Below are 17427 nucleotides of genomic sequence, written 5' to 3'. Positions count from 1 at the left end.
CAGGCCCGGCAAGCTCGGAGGCATCCATGCGACAGGAGACGATCTCGATGAAGCCAGCCGAGCCCACGGCGGCCACCCGCGCGGGCACCCCGCGATTCCCGGCCTTCCTTCTCACGACGGGCACGGCGCTCGCGGGGTGCACCACCGAGATCGCCGTCATCGGTCGCGACCTCGGCGCCACGACGTCGTCGTCGCCCGCCTCGTCCTCGTCCACCGCCGGCGGTGATGACCCCGGCACCCTCGATCCCGGCGCCGGTGGCGGCTCCGCACAAGGCAGCGCCGGCGCTGGCGGAGACGAGCGTTGCGAGCCGAAGCTCGCGGGGGTGGTGCGCGACTTCAAGGCCTTCAGCACGGACGGCGGGCACCCCGACTTCGAGAACTTCGCGGGCAACGGCCTGAAAGGGATCGTCGCACCCGAGCTCGGCCCCGACGACAAGCCGGTCTATGCCCATGAGGGCGGGACGGAGCACACGACCGGTCCCGAGGCGTTCTATCAGTGGTATCACGACGACCCCACGGTCAACGTACCGATCCGGTACGACGTCCCGCTCCAGGTGAGCGAGAGCGGCCTCGGGCTCTTCTCTGGAGACCAGTTCTTCCCCATCGACGATCAGGGGTGGGGCAACGAGGGGCGTGTTCACAACTTCGGCTTCACGTACGAGCTCCACATGACGTTCGACTACCAGCGCGGCGGCGTCTTCTTCTTCAACGGCGACGACGACCTCTGGGTGTTCATCAACAGGCGCCTCGCGATCGACATGGGCGGGCTCCACAGCCCGACCTCGGCGCTCCTCGAGCTCGACGCGTACGCCGAGGCGCTCGGCATCGAGGTCGGCAAGGAGTATCCGCTCGACTTCTTCTACGCGGAGCGCCGCAGCGGCAGTGCGGTGTTCACGATGATGACGTCGTTCAAGTTCACGAACTGCGACCCGATCCTGAAGTAGCATCGACGGTCTTCATGCGATCATGCATCGGCGTGGTGAGCCCGTGACGACGCGGAAAATTGCGCGGCTCAGGGCTTGACCTCGCGGCCGGCCCTCCGGCAGACTCCCGCGCCTCGAGCACCTATGCCGCACAAAGTCTGCGTCGCCACGCCGTTCGCGCTGGCGTCCGCCTTGCTCCTCCAGGCCGGGGCCGCCCGCGCGTCCGGCGCGCTGGAGATCACCGGCGCTCCCACGAGCGCCAACGGGCTGAACGCACGGGCGCTCGCGCGGGGACCGGAAGCCGCGTTCTTCAACCCCGCGCTCCTGCCGTTTGCGCCCGCGACGACGCAAGCGGGCTTCTTCGTGCTCGTCACGCGCGGCGACATCACCCTGGCGCCCCGCCCCCCGGGCGTCGACGTGCCCGAGTCGGTGTACGATGGCCAGATCCGGAATCCGGACGGCTCGACCTCTCGGCTCACCCACCGGCCCTTGCCCGGGTCGAAGCTCCCGAGCCCGCGGGATGACACGCGCGATCGGCAGATCAACAGCTACGCGACGCTCGGGTTCGTGCGGCCGCTCTACGAGGACCGCCTCGTCCTGGGCTTCTACGCCCTGCTGCCGCTCAGGAGCTTCCAGGAGCAGCGGGCCTTCTTCGCCGACGAGCGCGCGCAGTACTTCTCGAATCGGCTGGAGTTCGAGCTGCTGGGAGATCGGTTGTCGGTCACCAGCCTGGCCGTGTCGATGGCTGGCCGAATCACCCGCTGGCTGTCCGTCGGGGCGGGCGTCGACGTCACGATCGGCACCAGCGCGCGGACCGCCGTCCACGTGCCCGACGCCAGCGACCAGCGGACCGCCCTCATCAACCCCGACGTGGAGGTCGAGAGCGTCTTCGCTCCTTACTTCGCCTTCGCGACCAGCCCAGCCCCCTGGCTGCGCCTCTCGGCCACGCTCCACCTCGCCTCGGCGTCGGACACCGACGGCGAGAACAGGATCCGCTTCTGGAACACTACCTATCCGGAGGGCGAGACCTCGGTCCCCCAGGCCTATCGCTTGACGCTCGGCCATCAGCCGACCCGCGTCGGCGTCGGGGCCTCGGTCATGGGCCCGCCGAGCGAGGACCGAGGGGGCGAGCGCGCCGCGCGCTCGAAGAGCCCGGCGCCGCCCGTCTGGGAGATCGGCGCGCACGCGCTCCTGACGCGGTGGTCAGAGTACCGCGATCGGCACGCGGAGACCCCGCCCGACCCGTGGTCGAGCACGGTGTCCGTGGGGCTCGGCGGCGCGGTCGTGCTGGGGAGTCGCAGGGTCTCCGCGGACGTCGCCTTCACGCCGTCTCCCGTGCCGGACCAGACCGGCAGGACCAACTACGTCGACAACGCGCGCCTCGCGGCCAGCGCCTCGTTCGAGACGCCGGTGTCGCTCTTCGGCGCCGACTTCGGCGTGGGAGCGTTCCTGCATGGCCAGCTGCTCGTGCCGCGGGAGGTGTCGAAGAGCCCGTCCGCCAGGAACCCCGTGTTCGACGAGGTCCCCGACAACCTTGTCGACATCGTGAGCGGCGAGCCGCTCGACGGCGTGGAAGGGCTGCAGACGAACAACCCAGGTTATCCCGGCTTCTCCAGCGGCGGCTGGCTCGCCGGCGCCGGCTTCGTCCTGCGGCTGCCCGAGTGAGCAGCCCAGCGAAGCCGGTGTCCTCTCGATCGGTGACCCGGAGGCGCTCGGTCACGCGGGGCGCCGCGAGCGCCGGGAGCGGCTTTACTGGAAGAGCGTGTCGGCCCTTTCCATGATCCAGGCGCAGTCCGCCTCGTCAGGGGTACGGACCATCACGAAGGTGCTGTTGCACTCCTCCGGATCGGGATACGTCCTCGAGGCGGCCATGGTCGCCTTCAGGCTCGGAGGATCCGTCTCGAGCACGCTCTGCTCCGACACGAAACCGAGCCGCCCCTCGATGCGATCGGTCGCGACCGCCACGCCGTCGAGCTCGGTCCGCGCCCGCTCGGCCACGTACACCGACCCGTCGATGAGCCCCTGGAGCTGAACCGTCATCCCCGGGTGCCCATCCTCGTCCTGATCGACGACGCGAGCGTCCTCCGGATCCGTGGGCAGCTCGTCCTGCGCCGGGTCGCCGAGCGCCGCGCCGATCACCTCGTGGAGGGGCCCGAGCTTGTAGCGGAGCCCCCCTTCGTTTGCCGCAAACGTGCCCTCGCGGGTCACCGGCGCGAGCGCCCCGCGGAAGCTGTCCGGGATGACGGCGTGCACGATCGCGTCCGGGTCCTCGGTGTAGTGATCGCAATACGTGCCCTGCAGGGAGATGGCGTCTCCATTCTGCTGCTGCGTGATGAGCATCACGCTGACGATGCGCGTCTGGAACGGCGGGAGACCCTGCGCCTGGGTGAGCTGCGACCCGATGGCGCGGTACGCCCACGTGCCGGAGACATCGGTGACGTCCGGGGCCGCGGCCGGAGCGCAGCCCGGCGATTCCCCGCCAGCGCCTCCCGTCCCCGCGGAGCCCGTGCTCGTCGTCGCGCCCGTCGTCGTCGCGCCCTCGTTGTCAGCGGGATCCGATCCGCAACCCAGGAGGGGCAAGGCAAGCAATCCAACGAACAGACAGTACCTCATTCAAAGCTCCATGCATCGCCGGCCCGCGCGTCGAGGCGGCCGTGAGGATGGCTGCCTTCGGTCGTCCATGGCCAGCTCGTCTGCGTTCGGACGACCGGCGCGGTTGTTAGCATGAGCGCGCGCGGTGGACGCGCGTCGGCGCGCCTGTTCCTCGCTTTTTCAGCAGTCAGGCCATGGCGATACGGGAGAGCCCAGCGATCTGGGTCGCCAGCGGAGCGCGCCTCTGTTCAGGCCTCCACGCCCCGGGGGCGCTCCGTGCTCGCGGGCTCGCGGCGCAGCGGCCGACCCTCCCTGGAAAAGACCATGGTGCCGTCGTCCACCGGGCCGAGCTTCATCGCGAGCAGATCGAGCACGTAGTTCTGGCGGAAGTACCACGGCGCCTTCGATCCCTGCTTGGGCAGGTGGTCCACCGAGCGCCGCACATAGCCCGACGTCAGGCCGAGCAGGGGCCGAGTATCGAGGACGGCTTCCTCAGGGCGCGGCGAGCACTGCCGGTAGCCGTGGCGATCCATGTGGCTTAGCAGCCGGCAGACGTACGTCGAGGCCAGCTCCGCGCGGAGCGTCCACGAGGCGTTCGTGTAACCGAGGCAGAGCGCGAAGTTCGGGACGCCGCCCAGCATCAACCCCTTGTAGATGAACGACCTGCCGGGCTCGAGGACGTCACCGTCGACGGCGAGCCGGATTCCGCCGCAAAGCAGGAGCTCCAGGCCCGTCGCCGTCACGATGATGTCCGCCTGGAGCTCCTTGCCCGACTCGAGCAGAATGCCGTTCTTCGTGAAGGTCCGGATGCCGTCGGTGACCACCGAGGCGCGCCCCTCCCTCACCGCGCGGAAGAGATCGGCGTCCGGCACGAGGCAGAGGCGCTGATCCCATGGATCGTAGCGAGGGTTGAAGTGGGTATCGATGTCGAAGTCGGGCGGCAACTGCCGGGCGACGCCGCCGCGGAGCATCCGCCGGGCCAGCCGCGGCGCGCGCTGGCAGACCTGGTAGATGAGCAGGCTGAGCGCGACGTTCTTCCAGCGGGCGACGCGGTGGGCGATCCGCTCCGGCAGGTGCTCGCGGATCGCATTGGCTATCGGGTCCTCCGAGGGCAGCGAGGCGATGTACGTCGGCGAGCGCTGGAGCATCGTCACATGCGCCGCGTCGGCGGCCATCGCGGGCACCAGCGTCACGGCCGTGGCGCCGCTGCCGATGACGACGACGCGCTTGCCCCGGTAGTCGAGATCCTCCGGCCACTGCTGGGGGTGCACGAGCTGTCCCTGGAAGTCGTCGCGGCCAGGGAAGCTCGGCGTATACCCGCTCTCGTAGCGGTAGTAGCCGCTGCAGACGTACAGGAAGCTGCAGGAGATGCGGACGCGCTCCTCGCCTGGGCCGACGTCCACCTCGACGGTCCAGCGCGCCTGCTCCGAGGACCATGACGCGGCTCGAACCCGGTGATTGAACCGGATGTGCCGATCGATGCCGAGCTCCCGGGCCGTGTCGCGCACGTACTCGCGGATCGACGGCCCGTCCGCGATCGCCTTGGCCTCCTTCCAGGGGCGGAAGGAATAGCCGAGGGTGAACATGTCCGAGTCCGAGCGGACGCCGGGGTAGCGGAACAGATCCCAGGTACCGCCGATCGCGCTGCGCCCCTCGAGGATCGCATACCGCTTGCCGGGGCAGCGCGTCTGGAGGTGGTAGGCGGCCCCGATGCCGGAGAGGCCGGCGCCTACGATCAGGACGTCGAAGTGCTCGGTGGACATGCTGGGTTCCCGGGGGCGAGCGCCGTGGCGCTCCAGGGCCCGAGCATAGCCTGGCGGATCACGGCTGAGCTCGATACCACGAGCACATTTCTGGGCGCCGCGCGGCGGCGGCGAGGAGGCGCGCCAGCGCGCTGCCGGGCGCTGGCGCGCGGGTGATCAGGCCGCCGGCGCGCCGCTCGCCGCCGGCGTGGCCATCCCCGCCGCCTCACCTTCGGGCGCGGGCTTTACCGAGGCAGCGCCCGCCGGCCGGCGGGTGAAGAGCCCCGCGACGAACCCGACGAAGGCCAGGACACCGACGATGAACAGGCTGTCTCCGACGAGCCGCATCCAGCGCAGCGCCTCGAGGACGGGCTGCTGCAGGAACTCCGCGCTCCGCGCATACCACAGCCCGCGCTCGACGCTGGCCCACGCCTGCGCCAGCCCGATCGGCAGGAGGCTCAGGAGGATCATGAGCCCGAGGCCGCCGTTCATCCCCCAGAACGCCACCCGGAGCCGCGCCTCGTTCCACACCGCGTCGGGGCGCAGGCGGCGGAGCATCACCAGCACGAGGCCGAGGGACAACAGCCCGTAGACGCCGAACAGGGCAGCGTGCGCGTGCACCGGGGTCGTGTTGAGGCCCTGCATGTAATAGAGCGCGATCGGCGGGTTGATGAGGAAGCCGAAGACCCCCGCGCCCACGAAGTTCCAGAACGCGACGGCGACGAAGAACTGGATGGGCCAGCGATAGGCCTGCATCCACCCGCTCCGGTGCTGCATCTGCCAGGTCTCGTGCGCCTCCATCCCCACGAGGACGAGCGGCACGACCTCCAGGGCGCTGAAGCTCGCGCCGACGGCCATGACCGAGACCGGCGTGCCGCTGAAGTAGAGGTGGTGGAACGTGCCGGGGATGCCCGAGACGAGGAAGATGCAGGTCGACAGGAGCGCGGCCCGCGCCGCGCTGTCGGGCCGCACGAGCCCGAACCGGGTGAACAGGAACGCGATCGCCGCGGTGGCGAACACCTCCATGAACCCCTCGACCCACAGGTGGACGACCCACCAGCGCCAGTACTCCATGACCGACAGGTGCGTCTTCGCGCCGTAGAACAGCCCCACGCCGTAGAACATCCCGATCGCCACCGTCGCGCCAGTGAAGAGCAGCACGATGTGCCGGCTCATGTCGCGCCGCGAGAGCGCGGGCCAGAGCGCGCGCAGCATCAGGAAGAGCCAGAGCGCGAGCCCGCCGAAGAGCGCAATCTGGAAGGCGCGGCCGAGATCGACGTACTCGTACCCCTGGTGCCCGAACCAGAACGAGTGCTCGAGCGCGAAGCGCTGCTTCACCGACAGCCACTCTCCGGCGAGCGAGCCGAAGACCACGAGGACGAGCGCCCCGAAGAGGACGTTCACGCCGAGCCGCTGCCCCCTCGGCTCTCGCCCGCCCACCGCCGGCGCGAGGAACAGCCCCGCCGCGAGGAACGCGGTCGCGATCCAGAAGACGCCGAGCTGGACGTGCCAGGTGCGCGTCACCGCGTACGGCAGGTAGTCCGCGACCGGCAGGCCGAAGACCTCGTGTCCCTCCACCGTGTAGTGCGCGGTCAGGGCGCCGAGCGCGACCTGGAGCACGAGCAGCGCGACCACGACGAGGCAGTACTTCCCGACGGCCCGCATCGACGGGGTGAGCACCCACCCCGAGAGCGGGTCGCGCGCCGGCGCGGCGACGGCCGGCTCCTCGCTGCGGCGGAACGCGTGGTACCAGACGAGCGCGCCGATCCCGGCGAGCAAGAGCACGATGCTCACGATCGACCAGATCACGTTGGCGGCCGTGGGGACGTTTCCGACGAGCGGCTCATGAGGCCAGTTGTTGGTGTAGCTGGCGCCGGTGCCAGGGCGCTCCGCGGCCGTGGCCCACGAGGTCCAGAAGAAGAAGGCCGTCAGCTTGTCGCGCCGCCCGGCGTCGGGGACCGCGCCCGTGTGCAGCGCGTAGCTCTCGCGCAGGCCGGTGAGGCTCGGCTCGTCGCCGAAGAGCGCGCGGTAGTGCGCCGCGGTCTGCTCGATCGCCAGCGCGCGATCCTCGGAGACCGTGAGCGCGCCGGTCGCGGCGTCGTAGCCGTTGTGGCGCATCGTCCGCTGGAGCCGCGCCTTGAGCGCGGCCTGCGCCTCGTCCGGGAGCTCCGCGAACGCCGCGCCGTGCTCTCGCTCGCTCCAGAGCGCGAGCTGCGCCTCGGCCTCGCGATGGAGCCAGTCGGCCGACCAGTCCGGCGCCTGGTAAGCGCCGTGCCCCCAGACGCTGCCGACCTGCTGTCCGCCGATGCTCTGATAGACGAGCTGCCCGTCCAGGATATCGTCCTTCGTGAGCAGCACCCGGCCGGACGGCGTCTCGACCCGCTCGGGGATCGGCGGCGCCTTGCGGTACACCTCCCGACCCATGAAGCCGAGTATCAAGAAGCCAGCGGTGATGACGGCGGCGAGCGCCAGCCAGAGTCGTCGTAGGTTATGCATAGCGACCTCGTTGTTCGCGTGAGCCCCGGCGCGCCCGCGCCTCCGCGGCGCGACCTCGAGGGCTCCGGTCGTGACGCCCGCCCCTGAAGCAGCCGGCGTGCCGCTCCCGCGCGCCCCTTCGCTTCGTGCTCCCAGGCGGGGGATGTTGCGGTTTCCGCAACATCCGGGCGTTGTCAAATCAACAACCACGTTGTACGATCGACAACATGGCGAAGCCGAACCTGGAGGCGCTGCTGTCGGTCGCGCTCGATCTCACGACGTCGCTGGGCGCCGAGGATCGGTACCGGCGCCTGCTCGAGGCGGTGCGGCACGTGGTGCCGTGTGATGCGGCGTGCCTGATGCGGTATCAGGACGGCGTGCTGGTGCCGCTCGCGGCGCACGGGCTCGCGCCGGAGGCGCTGGGGCGCACGTTTTGCACCAAGGCGCACCCTCGGCTCGACATCCTCTGCCACGCCGAGGCGCCGGTGCGCTTCGCGCCGGACACCGAGCTGCCGGATCCGTTCGACGGGCTGCTCGCGTCGGACGCGACCGCGCTGGCGCACGTGCACGCGTGCCTCGGCTGTCCGCTGCGGGTCGAGGGCACGCTCATCGGGCTGCTGACGGCCGACGCGCGCGACCCGCGCGCCTTCGAGGGGGTCGACGCGGCGACGCTCTCCTGGCTGGGCGCGCTGGCCGGCGCGGCGGTGCGCACGAGCCAGCTCATCGACGCGCTCGAGCACAGCGCCGAGCGGCTCGGCCTGGTCGCCGACGACCTACGGCGGGCGGCGGAGCGGGAGCGGGGCGCGAGCCTGCTCGGGACGAGCCCGGCGATGCAGCGGCTGCGCGACGAGATCGCGCTCGTGGGGCCGTCGGATCTCACGGTGTTGATCACGGGCGAGACGGGCGTGGGGAAAGAGCTCGTGGCGCGCGCCGTCCACGCGGCGTCGGGGCGGCGGGGCGAGCCGCTGCTCCACGTGAACTGCGCGGCGCTGCCCGAGTCGGTGGCGGAGAGCGAGCTGTTCGGGCACGTGCGCGGCGCGTTCACGGGGGCGGAGCAGAGCCGGCCGGGGAAGCTCGAGGTGGCGGACAAAGGCACGCTGCTCCTCGACGAGATCGGCGAGCTGCCGCTGTCGATCCAGCCGAAGTTGCTGCGGGCGCTGCAGGAGGGCGAGGTGCAGCGGGTCGGCGCCGATCGGTCGCTGCGCGTCGACGTGCGCGTCGTGGCGGCAACGAACCGCGATATCGAGCGGGAGGTGGCCGAGGGGCGCTTCCGGGCCGACCTGTTCCACCGGCTCAACGTCTATCGCCTCGCGGTGCCGCCGCTGCGCGAGCGGAGGAGCGATATCCCGCTGCTCGCCGGCCACTTCTGCGACGAGGCGCGCGCGCGGCTCGGCGTCGGGCCGGTGCGGCTGACGAAGGCGGCGCGCGAGCTGCTCGCGGCCGGCGCCTGGCCGGGGAACGTGCGCGAGCTGGAGAACACGGTGTTCCGGATGGTGCTGCAGGCGTCGCGGGGCGTGCCCCGCGGGGCGCCCGTGGTCGTCAAGCCGGCCCACCTCGGGGTCGACGTCGCCGCGGCGTCGGAGCCCGCGCCGCGCGAGGACGACGCGGAGAAGGCGACGCCCGCCGCGGCGGCGGCGCCGCTGAACGAGCAGGTCGACGCGTTCCAGCGCGGGCTCATCGAGCGGGCCGTTGCGCAGCACGACGGCAACTGGGCCGCCGCGGCGCGATCGCTCGGGATGCACCGCAGCAACCTGCACCACCTCGCGAAGCGGCTCGGGCTGCGCTGAGGCGGACGGGGACGGCGAAGGGCCGCCGTCGCGCCGGGGCCTCCGGGTGGGGTATCCTCGGCCGCGCGCGCCGCTCCCCTACCCCGGCGCCGTCGCGGAGGCTCTCCCCATGTTCAAACGCATCGCGCACGTCTGTCTCAACGTGAGGGATCTGCAGCGCTCGGTCGACTTCTACGGCAAGCTCGGGTTCGCCACCAAGTTCAGCTTCACCCGCGAAGGCGCGCCGTTCGGCGCTTACCTCGAGATCGCCGACGGCAACTATGTAGAGATGTTCGAGGACCGGAACCTCGGCGAGGTGGTCAATACCGGGATCGCCCACTTCTGCCTGGAGACCGACGACATGGACGCCGTGATGGCGACGCTGAAGAGCCGCGGCGTCCCGTTCACCGAAAAGAAGCTCGGCTGCGACAACACGTACCAGATCTGGCTGGCGGACCCCGACGGGAACAAGTTCGAGGTGCACCAGTACACGAAGGCCAGCACGCAGTACACCGGGGGGGTGATCGAGGCGGACTGGTAGCCGGCACCGGTGCGGCAGCCGAGGTTGGATGGAGGGGCGCTCCCCCGTCTGCTCGTGGCGAGAGGCGAGGAGATCGGCGGGCTCATCGGTCCAGAGGAGCGGTGGAGCGGTGGAGCGGTGGACAGAGGAGCAGCCGAGTGGCAACCCGAGTCCATGGACAACCGAAGATCAGGCCGCTGCTGGGTCCGGCGTGGGGTGGCTCAGGTGCTCTTGGTCGGCGCCGGCGCGGGCGCGCTGGCCTCCTGCTCGCCCAAGCGCGCCGAGGTCACACCGCAGCCAGCGCCCACCGACAGGATCCTCACCGGCGCCGACGCGCTGGGCGACTGGACGACGGACGCGCCGGGCGTGAAGCGCAAGATCACCGTCGCCGACCTCCCCGCGCCCAACGAGGGGGAGTCGGTGAGCAACAGCCCGAGCAAGGCAGATCGTCCAGCCGGTGCGTTCCCCAAAGTCCCGTCGGGATTCACCGTCGCCGAGCTCGCCACGGGCCTGGAGAAGCCGCGCGTCGTGCAGGTGGCGCCGAACGGCGACGTGTTCGTGGCCGAGAGCGCGGCGGACCGGGTGCAGGTGCTCCGGGACACGGACGGCGACGGCATGGCCGACGTCCGCAGCGTCTACGCCGAGGACCTGAACCGCCCCTTCGGCATCGCCTTCTATCCGAGCGGGACCGAGGCGCCGACGCACGTCTACATCGCGAACACCGACAGCGTGGTGCGGTTCCCTTACAAGGCGGGCGACACCAGGGCCAGCGGCCCGGCCGAGGCGCTTGTCACCAACATCCCCTCGGGCAGGGAGGCGGTGGGCGGCGGCGGCCACTGGACCCGCGATATCGTCTTCAGCGAGGACAACCAGCGGATGTTCGTGTCCGTGGGCTCCCGCTCCAACGTCGATGACGACGAGGACGAGATCCGCCGCGCGTGCATCCTGGCCTTCACGCCCGACGGCAAGAACGAGGTGCTCTATGCGTCAGGCATCCGCAACCCGGTCGGCCTCGCCATCGAGCCGGCGACGGGAGCGCTCTGGACCAGCGTGAACGAGCGCGACGAGCTGGGCGACAACCTGGTCCCCGACTACGTGACGCGCGTGCAAGAGGGCGGCTTCTACGGCTGGCCCTGGTACTACCTCGGCGGGCATCAGGATCCGCGGCACGAGGGCAAGCGCCCCGAGCTCCGGGACAAGGTCCTCGTGCCCGACGTGCTGATCCAGTCGCACTCGGCCTCCCTCGACCTCTGCTTCTACACGGGCCAGCAGTTCCCGGCCGACTACCAGGGACACATCTTCGCGGCGGAGCACGGCTCGTGGAACCGCTCGCAGCGCACCGGATACAAGGTGATCCGCATCCCGGTCAAGGACGGCAAGGCGGCGGGATATTACGAAGACTTCATGACCGGCTTCGTCACGAGCACCGGAGACGTGTGGGGTCGTCCGGTCGGCGTCGCCGTGGCCAGGGACGGCGCGCTGCTGGTGACCGACGACCAGAGCAACACCGTGTGGCGGGTGGCCTACGGCAAGTGAGACCCTGGTCTTCCCGCGCGCTCAGCGCGGGCGGCGCTTCTGGCGGCCGAGCAGCAATCCCAGCGCCGCGAGGAGGAAACCCGCCTGGGCGCCAGCGTCTCTCGCGTCGTTGCCCACGGCGCAGCTGCAGCCGGAGCTGGAGCCTTCTCCTCCTGTCGAGTCGCCGGTTCCCGCGCTGGCGTCCTGTCCGTTCGCCCCCCCGGACGCGGTGTCCATCGCGCCGCCGCTGCCTGCGCTGCCGCCTGAGCCACTTACCGTGACCCCGCCCGCGCCTCCGGCTCCGGCTCCGGCCTCGCCCCCCGCGCCTCCGGCTCCGACCTCGCCCCCCGCGCCTCCGGTTCCGGCCTCGCCACCCGCGCCTCCGGCGCCGGTCGCGCCACCTGCACCTCCTGTGTCGCTGCCGCCGGGGACGGCGCCGGGACAAGCCGCCGTCTCCGGATCCTGACCACCGGCCCTGTCGAGGCCGAAATAGGCGGCGACGGCGGGTCCGTCGAACGGCACAGCGTGCCCGACGCCATCCATCGAGAAGGCCTCATAGACCGTGTAGCCGCAGGCGCTCTTCCAGAACTGGCGCGTGGTTCCGCGCTTTGGCGTGTCGGTCCCGCTCGGGGTTTCGCTCAACCCCAGGACGTTCGTCCACTCTTTGATGTCTTCAGCCATGTTCTTGTAGCTGAGGATCGTGTCGGCGGTGCCATGCCAGTGCTGCAGGCGCGGGCGATGGCCGGTGTAACCGGGATAGTACGAACGAACGAGGTCTCCCCACTGCTGTCCGGTCTTCGTGACGTTGCCGCCCCCGCAGGGCCCGCTCCACTGGGCCGAGCTCCCCGTCCCGGTGACGTCGTTGTAGCCCTCGGCCCAGCAGCCACACGGAACGCCCATGAGCGAGACGCCGGCCATGAACACGTCGGGGTACACACCGAGCAGCGCCTCGGTCATGATGCCGCCCGACGACCCGCCGACCGAGTACACGCGGCCCGCATCGCCGCCGTACTTCGCGAGCGTGTATTTCACCATCTGGACGATGGCCCCCGTGTCGCCGCCGCCGCCGTGGTTGAGCGATCTCGTCGATCCCGCGTCCCAGCAGTTCTGCCCGGTGGCCTCGGGGAAGATCATGATGAAGCCGCTGGTGTTCGCTATGGAAACCAGGCTCGACATCTCGCTGAACGTCCCCTGGCCGTTTCCCTGGCAATGGTGGGGAGCGACGACGATGGGAGGTTTGGTCGCCAGCTTGTCAGGCACGTAAATGTACATGTTGACGTAGCTGGGGAGGCCGTCCGCCCCCCATTCGCTCTGGTTGACTTTCTGCAGCGATGCCCCGCGCGCAGGCAGCGCAACGAGCAGCGCCAGCGAGAGCGACGCGAGCCCGAGGACGTGAGTTTTGAATTGGTCCATCGAACAGAGACTCCATGTCAACGACAACCTGGCACGCGAGCCAGCGCCGCTTTGTTTCGCGCACTCTAGAGCGACAAGCGGGTCGAAACCCCGAGAAAAACAGAAATTTCACAGGGAGGCGGGGAGGCGGGGAGCGAGAGACGGCGAGAAGGAGAGATTCTTTTTGTCTTCCTCCCCGCCTCCTCGCCTCCCTGTGAAATTTCTCCGGGTTTCAACACGATTGATATTCTAGAACTGATTTAGGAACGCCCACACTTCCTCGGGCATCCACGACATCTGCTTCCCGGCGTCGTTCGGCGACGGGGTATGACCGCCGTCGTAATCACACCAGCGGGTGGGGTGCCCCGCGGAGCAGCCCTTGTAGTCCGAGCAGGCGTGGCCACCTCTGGGCGCCTTGGGCAGGGCCTCCACCGTGCATCCATTTTGCTTGGCGAAGAAATCGCTGTTGGAGGTTTGTCCGGCTCCGCCGCTCTCCTGCTGACCGAGCGAGGACATGAAGGCGACCGGCGGACAGCTCGCCGGCCGGGGGAGACCGCCGCCGGAGTGGACCACCGCGGCACGGTAAACCTCCGGACGCGCGCAGGCCAGCGTCCACGCCATGGCGCCCCCCTGGCTGAAGCCTTCGAGCTCGATGCGCGAGGTGTCGATGCAGAGATCGCCCGTGACCTGCTCGAGGATGTCGTCGACGAAGGTCACATCGTCGGCTGACCAGAACCCGTCGACAGCGTCGGGCGCGATGAAGATGGTGCTCCCTTCGGAGAGCGACCAGAGCCCGAAATAGGAGGGCGCAACTTGGCCGCTGTTGCCCGTGGCCCCGTGGAAAGAGAGAATGAGCCGGTACGGGTGGCCGTTGTCGTAATCGTCGGGGACGCGCAGGGCGTACTTGCGGCTCTTCCCGCCGCTCTGCACGGTGCCAGCGCCGTTCTGGAGCGTGCGCATCTTGCCGCAGCCTGCGGACTTCACCGCGTCACCTCCACCTCCGCCCCCGCCGGAGCCGCCTGTCCCGGCGCCGCCCGCGCCGCCCGCTCCACCCGAGCCCGCTCCACCCGAGCCCGCTCCACCGGCGCCGGCGGTCGCTCCGCCGCTGCTGGCTGCTTCGCCGCTGCTCGTGCCGCCGGAAGCGCTGCTTGACCCAGCGGTGACGCCGGTCGACGCCGCGCTGGCGGCCGACACGCTCGAGCTGCCCGCGCCCGCGGCTTGTGCCGCGTCGCCGCTCTCGTCGCCGCACGCCAGCATCGCGACGCTCGAGAGCAAACAGAAGACATGGAAGCGACTGACGGCTTTCTTTTCGTAGTGCACGATGCCCCTCTGGTTGCGTTACGCCTGCGCGAAGCGCTCACTCCAGGCCGACGGCGGCGAACGGCGAGATTGGCGGACGGGTGGTTGCCAGATGTTCCGCGCTTGGAGTGCGCCCTGATGTCACCCCAGCCGAGCCCAACCTCTGCTCCTCCTTTCCCCCGGCATGCGCCTCGTCCGGAGCCACGGCGCGACCGTCAACGTGAACGCGCAGAAGGACGCAAGACCCGGTGCGCATGGCGGCCCATCCAGGGAAAGGCAAAAGAAGTTTCGGAGCGCCGAATGTGAACGCTCACATTGTCGGCGTCAATCACAAACTGGCGCGGCGAGCGCCGACGATCGTCGGCGCGCCCGGCGGGGACCGGAGCGGGTGGCGCGGCGTGACCGCGCCTTCGAGCCTCACGCTCGCGTCGCTGACCGCAGCCGCACCGACGCGTTGCGGCGCGGGCTTGCCGCGCCGACGCCGCTCGAGGGGCGAGCGGCGGCGGGTCCAGGGCGCCGCGGCGCGGTGGCCACGGCGGGAGAGCGCGCAGGCGACCGGCCTGCCCGCGGCGTCACGCTCACTCCGTCGAGGCTCCGCACGCGTGCTGCGGCGCGCTGACATAGGCCTGACCGAGCTCGTTGAGCTCGCCGTCGTCGCCGAGCAAGCTCGCGTGCCGGACGTTGTCGGCGCGGCCCGAGAACCACGCGTACTTCGCGATCCGGGGCTCGTTCTCGAGGTACGCCAGCGCGTCGACAAGGAACTCCTTCTGCTCGGCGAGGGAGCCCGCGCTGTCGCAGGCGAACTCCGTGAGCCAGAGGGGCTTGTCGAACCGTGACTTGTACGTCTCGACGTGGTTGATGAGCCACTGGGCCTGATTGTCGCCTTCTCCCTTGCAGCCGGTGTAGATGTGGATGCCGATGTAATCGACCCGGCACCCGCTGCACGCGGCGAAGAAGTCGTCCAGGTACTTGAAGGGATCGGTCTCCTGGCAATCGCCGCCGCAGAAGTTCACGGCCGGCGACACGAGCGCGAGGCCGCGCGCGTCGGCCACCGCCTCGACGTGTGGCCAGAGCGCCGCGGCTTCGGCCGCGGAGAGGTCGGCCTGCGCCCCGAAGTTCGGCTCGTTGAACCCCAGCAGGAACCTCGCGCCCTCGGGGATCTCGGAGGCGATTCGGCCGGCGGCGGCGCTGTCGAGGTTGCCCCCGCCCCACACCATCGGCACGTAGTCGACGCCGAGCGTCCTGTAATAATCGGGCCGGACCCCCTCGTCCGGCACATGAGTCCAGTTGTACCACCAGGACACCGCCGGGGAGAGGACATCCATGTCCGCCTTCGAGTGATAGCCATACGCGAGGCCGCGCTTGCAGCCCGCGGGCTGAGCACCGCCGCTGCCGCTCGAGCTGCCCGCACCGCTGCTGCTCGCGCTGCCAGCGCTGGCGCCGTCACTGCTCGAGCTTGCTGCGCTGCTGCTGCTCGAGCTGCCCGCGCCGGCGCCGCTCGAGCTTGCCGCGCCGCTGCCGCTCGCGCTGCCCGCGCCGGCGCCGCTCGACCCCGACGACGCCTGTGCCTCGTCGTCGCTGCTCGAGCACGCCGGCACCGCGGCGAAGGAGGCGATAGCGGCGATGAAGAGCCACCGCGCCGGAGGCTGACGGAATATGTGCATGGTGTTCCTCGGTTTCATGGGGCTCACTCCGGCAGGCGCATCGAGAGCATGGCGTCGATCGAGCCGCGCGAGAGCCCGCCCGGTAAATCGGGGAGCATCTCGGCCGCGGCGGAGGGGATCCTCTCGGGGTGGATGACCGCGACCTGGATCGTGCGCTTCGCCTCATCGAGCAGGATCATGAAGTAGCGATCGCCGCTGGGCCGGCGCCACGTCGGGCAGCCGTCCGAGGGCCCGCCGGCCTCGATGACGGGCCCCTTGTCGTAGGCCTTTTGCGCGCACGCATCCACCACCTCGACATCCTCGGCGAACTCGTCGCGATCACAGCCCGTCCCGCAGACGCTGCCGCCGATGTGCCCCTCCTGGTACGAGCGGACACCGGTGCTCATGAACTCGCGGTTGCTGTACTCGTTGTTGTCCATCACGACCTCGAACACGTTGATCTCGCCGCAGCCGTCGCCGACGGTGCCCGTCTTCGAGTAGCAGTTGCAGAGCCCGTTCCACTTGCGGCCGCCGTCGCGGATGAGCTCGGACGCGACGAACGCGACCCACGGGCCGGGGTGGCCCTGCCCATCGCCGTCGCATTTCTCGACGCCCGCGTCGTCGAACGTCATCGACGCCAGGAAGACCACCAGCTTCGAGCCCGCCCAGCCGAGGTGCATGATGCCCGGATCGTCGGGACAGTAATAGTCCTTGCCGTCACCGCACGCGAAGGGCTTGTCCTGCGTGAAGTACGTGACGCAGTCCTTCTTCGTGAGGTCGCCCGTGAAGTCGGCGGAGGTGGTCTGCCCTTCCGTGACGAGCAGATTGGATCCCACGCCGTTCTTCGCGTCCCACGACGAGACCATCTGCCATGCGGCAGGGTCGCTGCCGGGCTGATAGACGGCGAGCTGCTTCACGCGGATCGCCTTCATGATGAGGGTCATCTCTTCATCGAACGGGGCGAGCTTGTCGCTCGTCGTCTGATGCTCGGTCATGCAGCAGTGCCCGCCCCAGGTGTCGTCGCCGTCCTTGTAGTCGCACGCCGGGTCGCCCGGCTCGCGGTCGATGCGGCGGGGCCACCAGCCGGGCGCGCCGATGTTCGTGAACGTCATCGTCCCGCCGCGCGTCGGCGTGCTCGGCTCAGGGACGTGGGGGCCGAGGCCCCCGCCGGCGCCCGTCGTGCTGGCGGACGGCCCTGCGCCGGCGCCCGCCGTGCTGGCGGACGAGCCTGCGCCGGCGCCTGTCTTGCCGGTGGACGGGCCTCCGCTCGCCTGGCCCCCCTGGCCGCCCTGGCCGCCGGCATCGCCTCCGTCACCGCAGGCGCACGCGAGGAGGACGAGGGCAGCCTGCACGATCAACGAGGAGCGCTTCATGCCCGTGACTGTCTCCGGAGCGCGCGCGTTCCGTGATCGAAAACAGAGGGGTCGGCGCGGATAGGTGATCGAGAGGCCCACATGGGCGCCGCTCGGGCCCGACCCGAGCAGATCGAGCGCGGTCGAGCCATGACCCATCCCGGAGCGAGGTCGCTCGAGCAGACATCCGCAGGGGCTTCGATCTCGC

The 17427-nt window shown here is 70.2% G+C and carries 12 protein-coding genes; 5 read left to right on the top strand and 7 right to left on the bottom strand.

What is annotated here, in order from left to right:
• Positions 1 to 26 precede the first annotated feature (26 nt).
• The gene (locus tag WMF34_RS17020; RefSeq protein ID WP_231864887.1) at positions 27 to 944 is read left to right on the top strand and encodes a fibro-slime domain-containing protein; all 918 of its coding nucleotides are present in this window, start codon (positions 27 to 29) and stop codon (positions 942 to 944) included.
• Positions 945 to 1067: 123 nt separating this feature from the next.
• The gene (locus WMF34_RS17015) at positions 1068 to 2588 is read left to right on the top strand and encodes a hypothetical protein (protein ID WP_012235915.1); all 1521 of its coding nucleotides are present in this window, start codon (positions 1068 to 1070) and stop codon (positions 2586 to 2588) included.
• An 84-nt stretch (positions 2589 to 2672) separates the two neighbouring features.
• Here the strand turns inward: WMF34_RS17015 and WMF34_RS17010 are convergent, their stop codons facing one another.
• From WMF34_RS17010 to WMF34_RS17000, 3 genes are all read right to left on the bottom strand, one after another.
• A complete protein-coding gene (locus tag WMF34_RS17010) occupies positions 2673 to 3536 on the bottom strand; it encodes a hypothetical protein (protein ID WP_012235914.1) in 864 nt (287 codons plus the stop codon).
• Between the two features lie 227 nt (positions 3537 to 3763).
• Positions 3764 to 5278 carry a flavin-containing monooxygenase gene (locus WMF34_RS17005; protein ID WP_012235913.1) on the bottom strand — a complete coding sequence of 505 codons (1515 nt, stop codon included), beginning with the start codon at positions 5276 to 5278 and terminating at the stop codon, positions 3764 to 3766.
• A gap of 156 nt (positions 5279 to 5434) precedes the next feature.
• Positions 5435 to 7753 (bottom strand): nitric-oxide reductase large subunit, encoded by a 2319-nt coding sequence (locus tag WMF34_RS17000; protein ID WP_437993923.1) that lies wholly within the window; start codon positions 7751 to 7753, stop codon positions 5435 to 5437.
• A 206-nt stretch (positions 7754 to 7959) separates the two neighbouring features.
• Between WMF34_RS17000 and norR the strand changes: the two genes are divergently transcribed.
• From norR to WMF34_RS16985, 3 genes are all read left to right on the top strand, one after another.
• Entirely contained in the window at positions 7960 to 9519 is a 1560-nt protein-coding gene (gene norR, locus WMF34_RS16995) for a nitric oxide reductase transcriptional regulator NorR (protein ID WP_437993922.1), read from the top strand.
• Positions 9520 to 9628: 109 nt separating this feature from the next.
• The gene (locus WMF34_RS16990) at positions 9629 to 10039 is read left to right on the top strand and encodes a VOC family protein (protein ID WP_437993921.1); all 411 of its coding nucleotides are present in this window, start codon (positions 9629 to 9631) and stop codon (positions 10037 to 10039) included.
• A 195-nt stretch (positions 10040 to 10234) separates the two neighbouring features.
• Positions 10235 to 11554, top strand: coding sequence for a PQQ-dependent sugar dehydrogenase (locus WMF34_RS16985; protein ID WP_437994640.1), 1320 nt, complete (start codon positions 10235 to 10237; stop codon positions 11552 to 11554).
• A gap of 21 nt (positions 11555 to 11575) precedes the next feature.
• Here the strand turns inward: WMF34_RS16985 and WMF34_RS16980 are convergent, their stop codons facing one another.
• The 4 genes from WMF34_RS16980 to WMF34_RS16965 form a co-directional block, all read right to left on the bottom strand.
• Entirely contained in the window at positions 11576 to 12946 is a 1371-nt protein-coding gene (locus WMF34_RS16980) for an extracellular catalytic domain type 1 short-chain-length polyhydroxyalkanoate depolymerase (RefSeq protein WP_012235908.1), read from the bottom strand.
• A 228-nt stretch (positions 12947 to 13174) separates the two neighbouring features.
• Positions 13175 to 14245: an alpha/beta hydrolase family esterase gene (locus tag WMF34_RS16975; RefSeq protein WP_012235907.1), complete on the bottom strand. Its 1071-nt coding sequence runs from the start codon at positions 14243 to 14245 to the stop codon at positions 13175 to 13177.
• 557 nt (positions 14246 to 14802) lie between these two features.
• Entirely contained in the window at positions 14803 to 15888 is a 1086-nt protein-coding gene (locus WMF34_RS16970; protein WP_437993920.1) for a glycoside hydrolase family protein, read from the bottom strand.
• 23 nt (positions 15889 to 15911) lie between these two features.
• Positions 15912 to 17240, bottom strand: a complete 1329-nt coding sequence (locus WMF34_RS16965; protein WP_437993919.1) for a DUF2403 domain-containing lipoprotein — start codon at positions 17238 to 17240, stop codon at positions 15912 to 15914.
• Positions 17241 to 17427: the final 187 nt, after the last annotated feature.

The sequence above is a fragment of the Sorangium sp. So ce145 genome, assembly GCF_051525985.1.
GTDB classification, from domain to species: domain Bacteria; phylum Myxococcota_A; class Polyangia; order Polyangiales; family Polyangiaceae; genus Sorangium; species Sorangium cellulosum_B.
This window is presented reverse-complemented; position numbering and strand designations above follow the sequence as displayed.

What these genes read in the sequence shown, in the direction of transcription:
- WMF34_RS17020 (WP_231864887.1), top strand. Translation starts at nt 27, where the DNA reads ATGCGACAGGAGACGATCTCGATGAAGCCAGCCGAGCCCACGGCGGCC.
- WMF34_RS17015 (WP_012235915.1), top strand. Translation starts at nt 1,068, where the DNA reads ATGCCGCACAAAGTCTGCGTCGCCACGCCGTTCGCGCTGGCGTCCGCC.
- WMF34_RS17010 (WP_012235914.1), bottom strand. Translation starts at nt 3,536, where the DNA reads ATGAGGTACTGTCTGTTCGTTGGATTGCTTGCCTTGCCCCTCCTGGGT.
- WMF34_RS17005 (WP_012235913.1), bottom strand. Translation starts at nt 5,278, where the DNA reads ATGTCCACCGAGCACTTCGACGTCCTGATCGTAGGCGCCGGCCTCTCC.
- WMF34_RS17000 (WP_437993923.1), bottom strand. Translation starts at nt 7,753, where the DNA reads ATGCATAACCTACGACGACTCTGGCTGGCGCTCGCCGCCGTCATCACC.
- norR (WP_437993922.1), top strand. Translation starts at nt 7,960, where the DNA reads ATGGCGAAGCCGAACCTGGAGGCGCTGCTGTCGGTCGCGCTCGATCTC.
- WMF34_RS16990 (WP_437993921.1), top strand. Translation starts at nt 9,629, where the DNA reads ATGTTCAAACGCATCGCGCACGTCTGTCTCAACGTGAGGGATCTGCAG.
- WMF34_RS16980 (WP_012235908.1), bottom strand. Translation starts at nt 12,946, where the DNA reads ATGGACCAATTCAAAACTCACGTCCTCGGGCTCGCGTCGCTCTCGCTG.
- WMF34_RS16970 (WP_437993920.1), bottom strand. Translation starts at nt 15,888, where the DNA reads ATGCACATATTCCGTCAGCCTCCGGCGCGGTGGCTCTTCATCGCCGCT.
- WMF34_RS16965 (WP_437993919.1), bottom strand. Translation starts at nt 17,240, where the DNA reads ATGAAGCGCTCCTCGTTGATCGTGCAGGCTGCCCTCGTCCTCCTCGCG.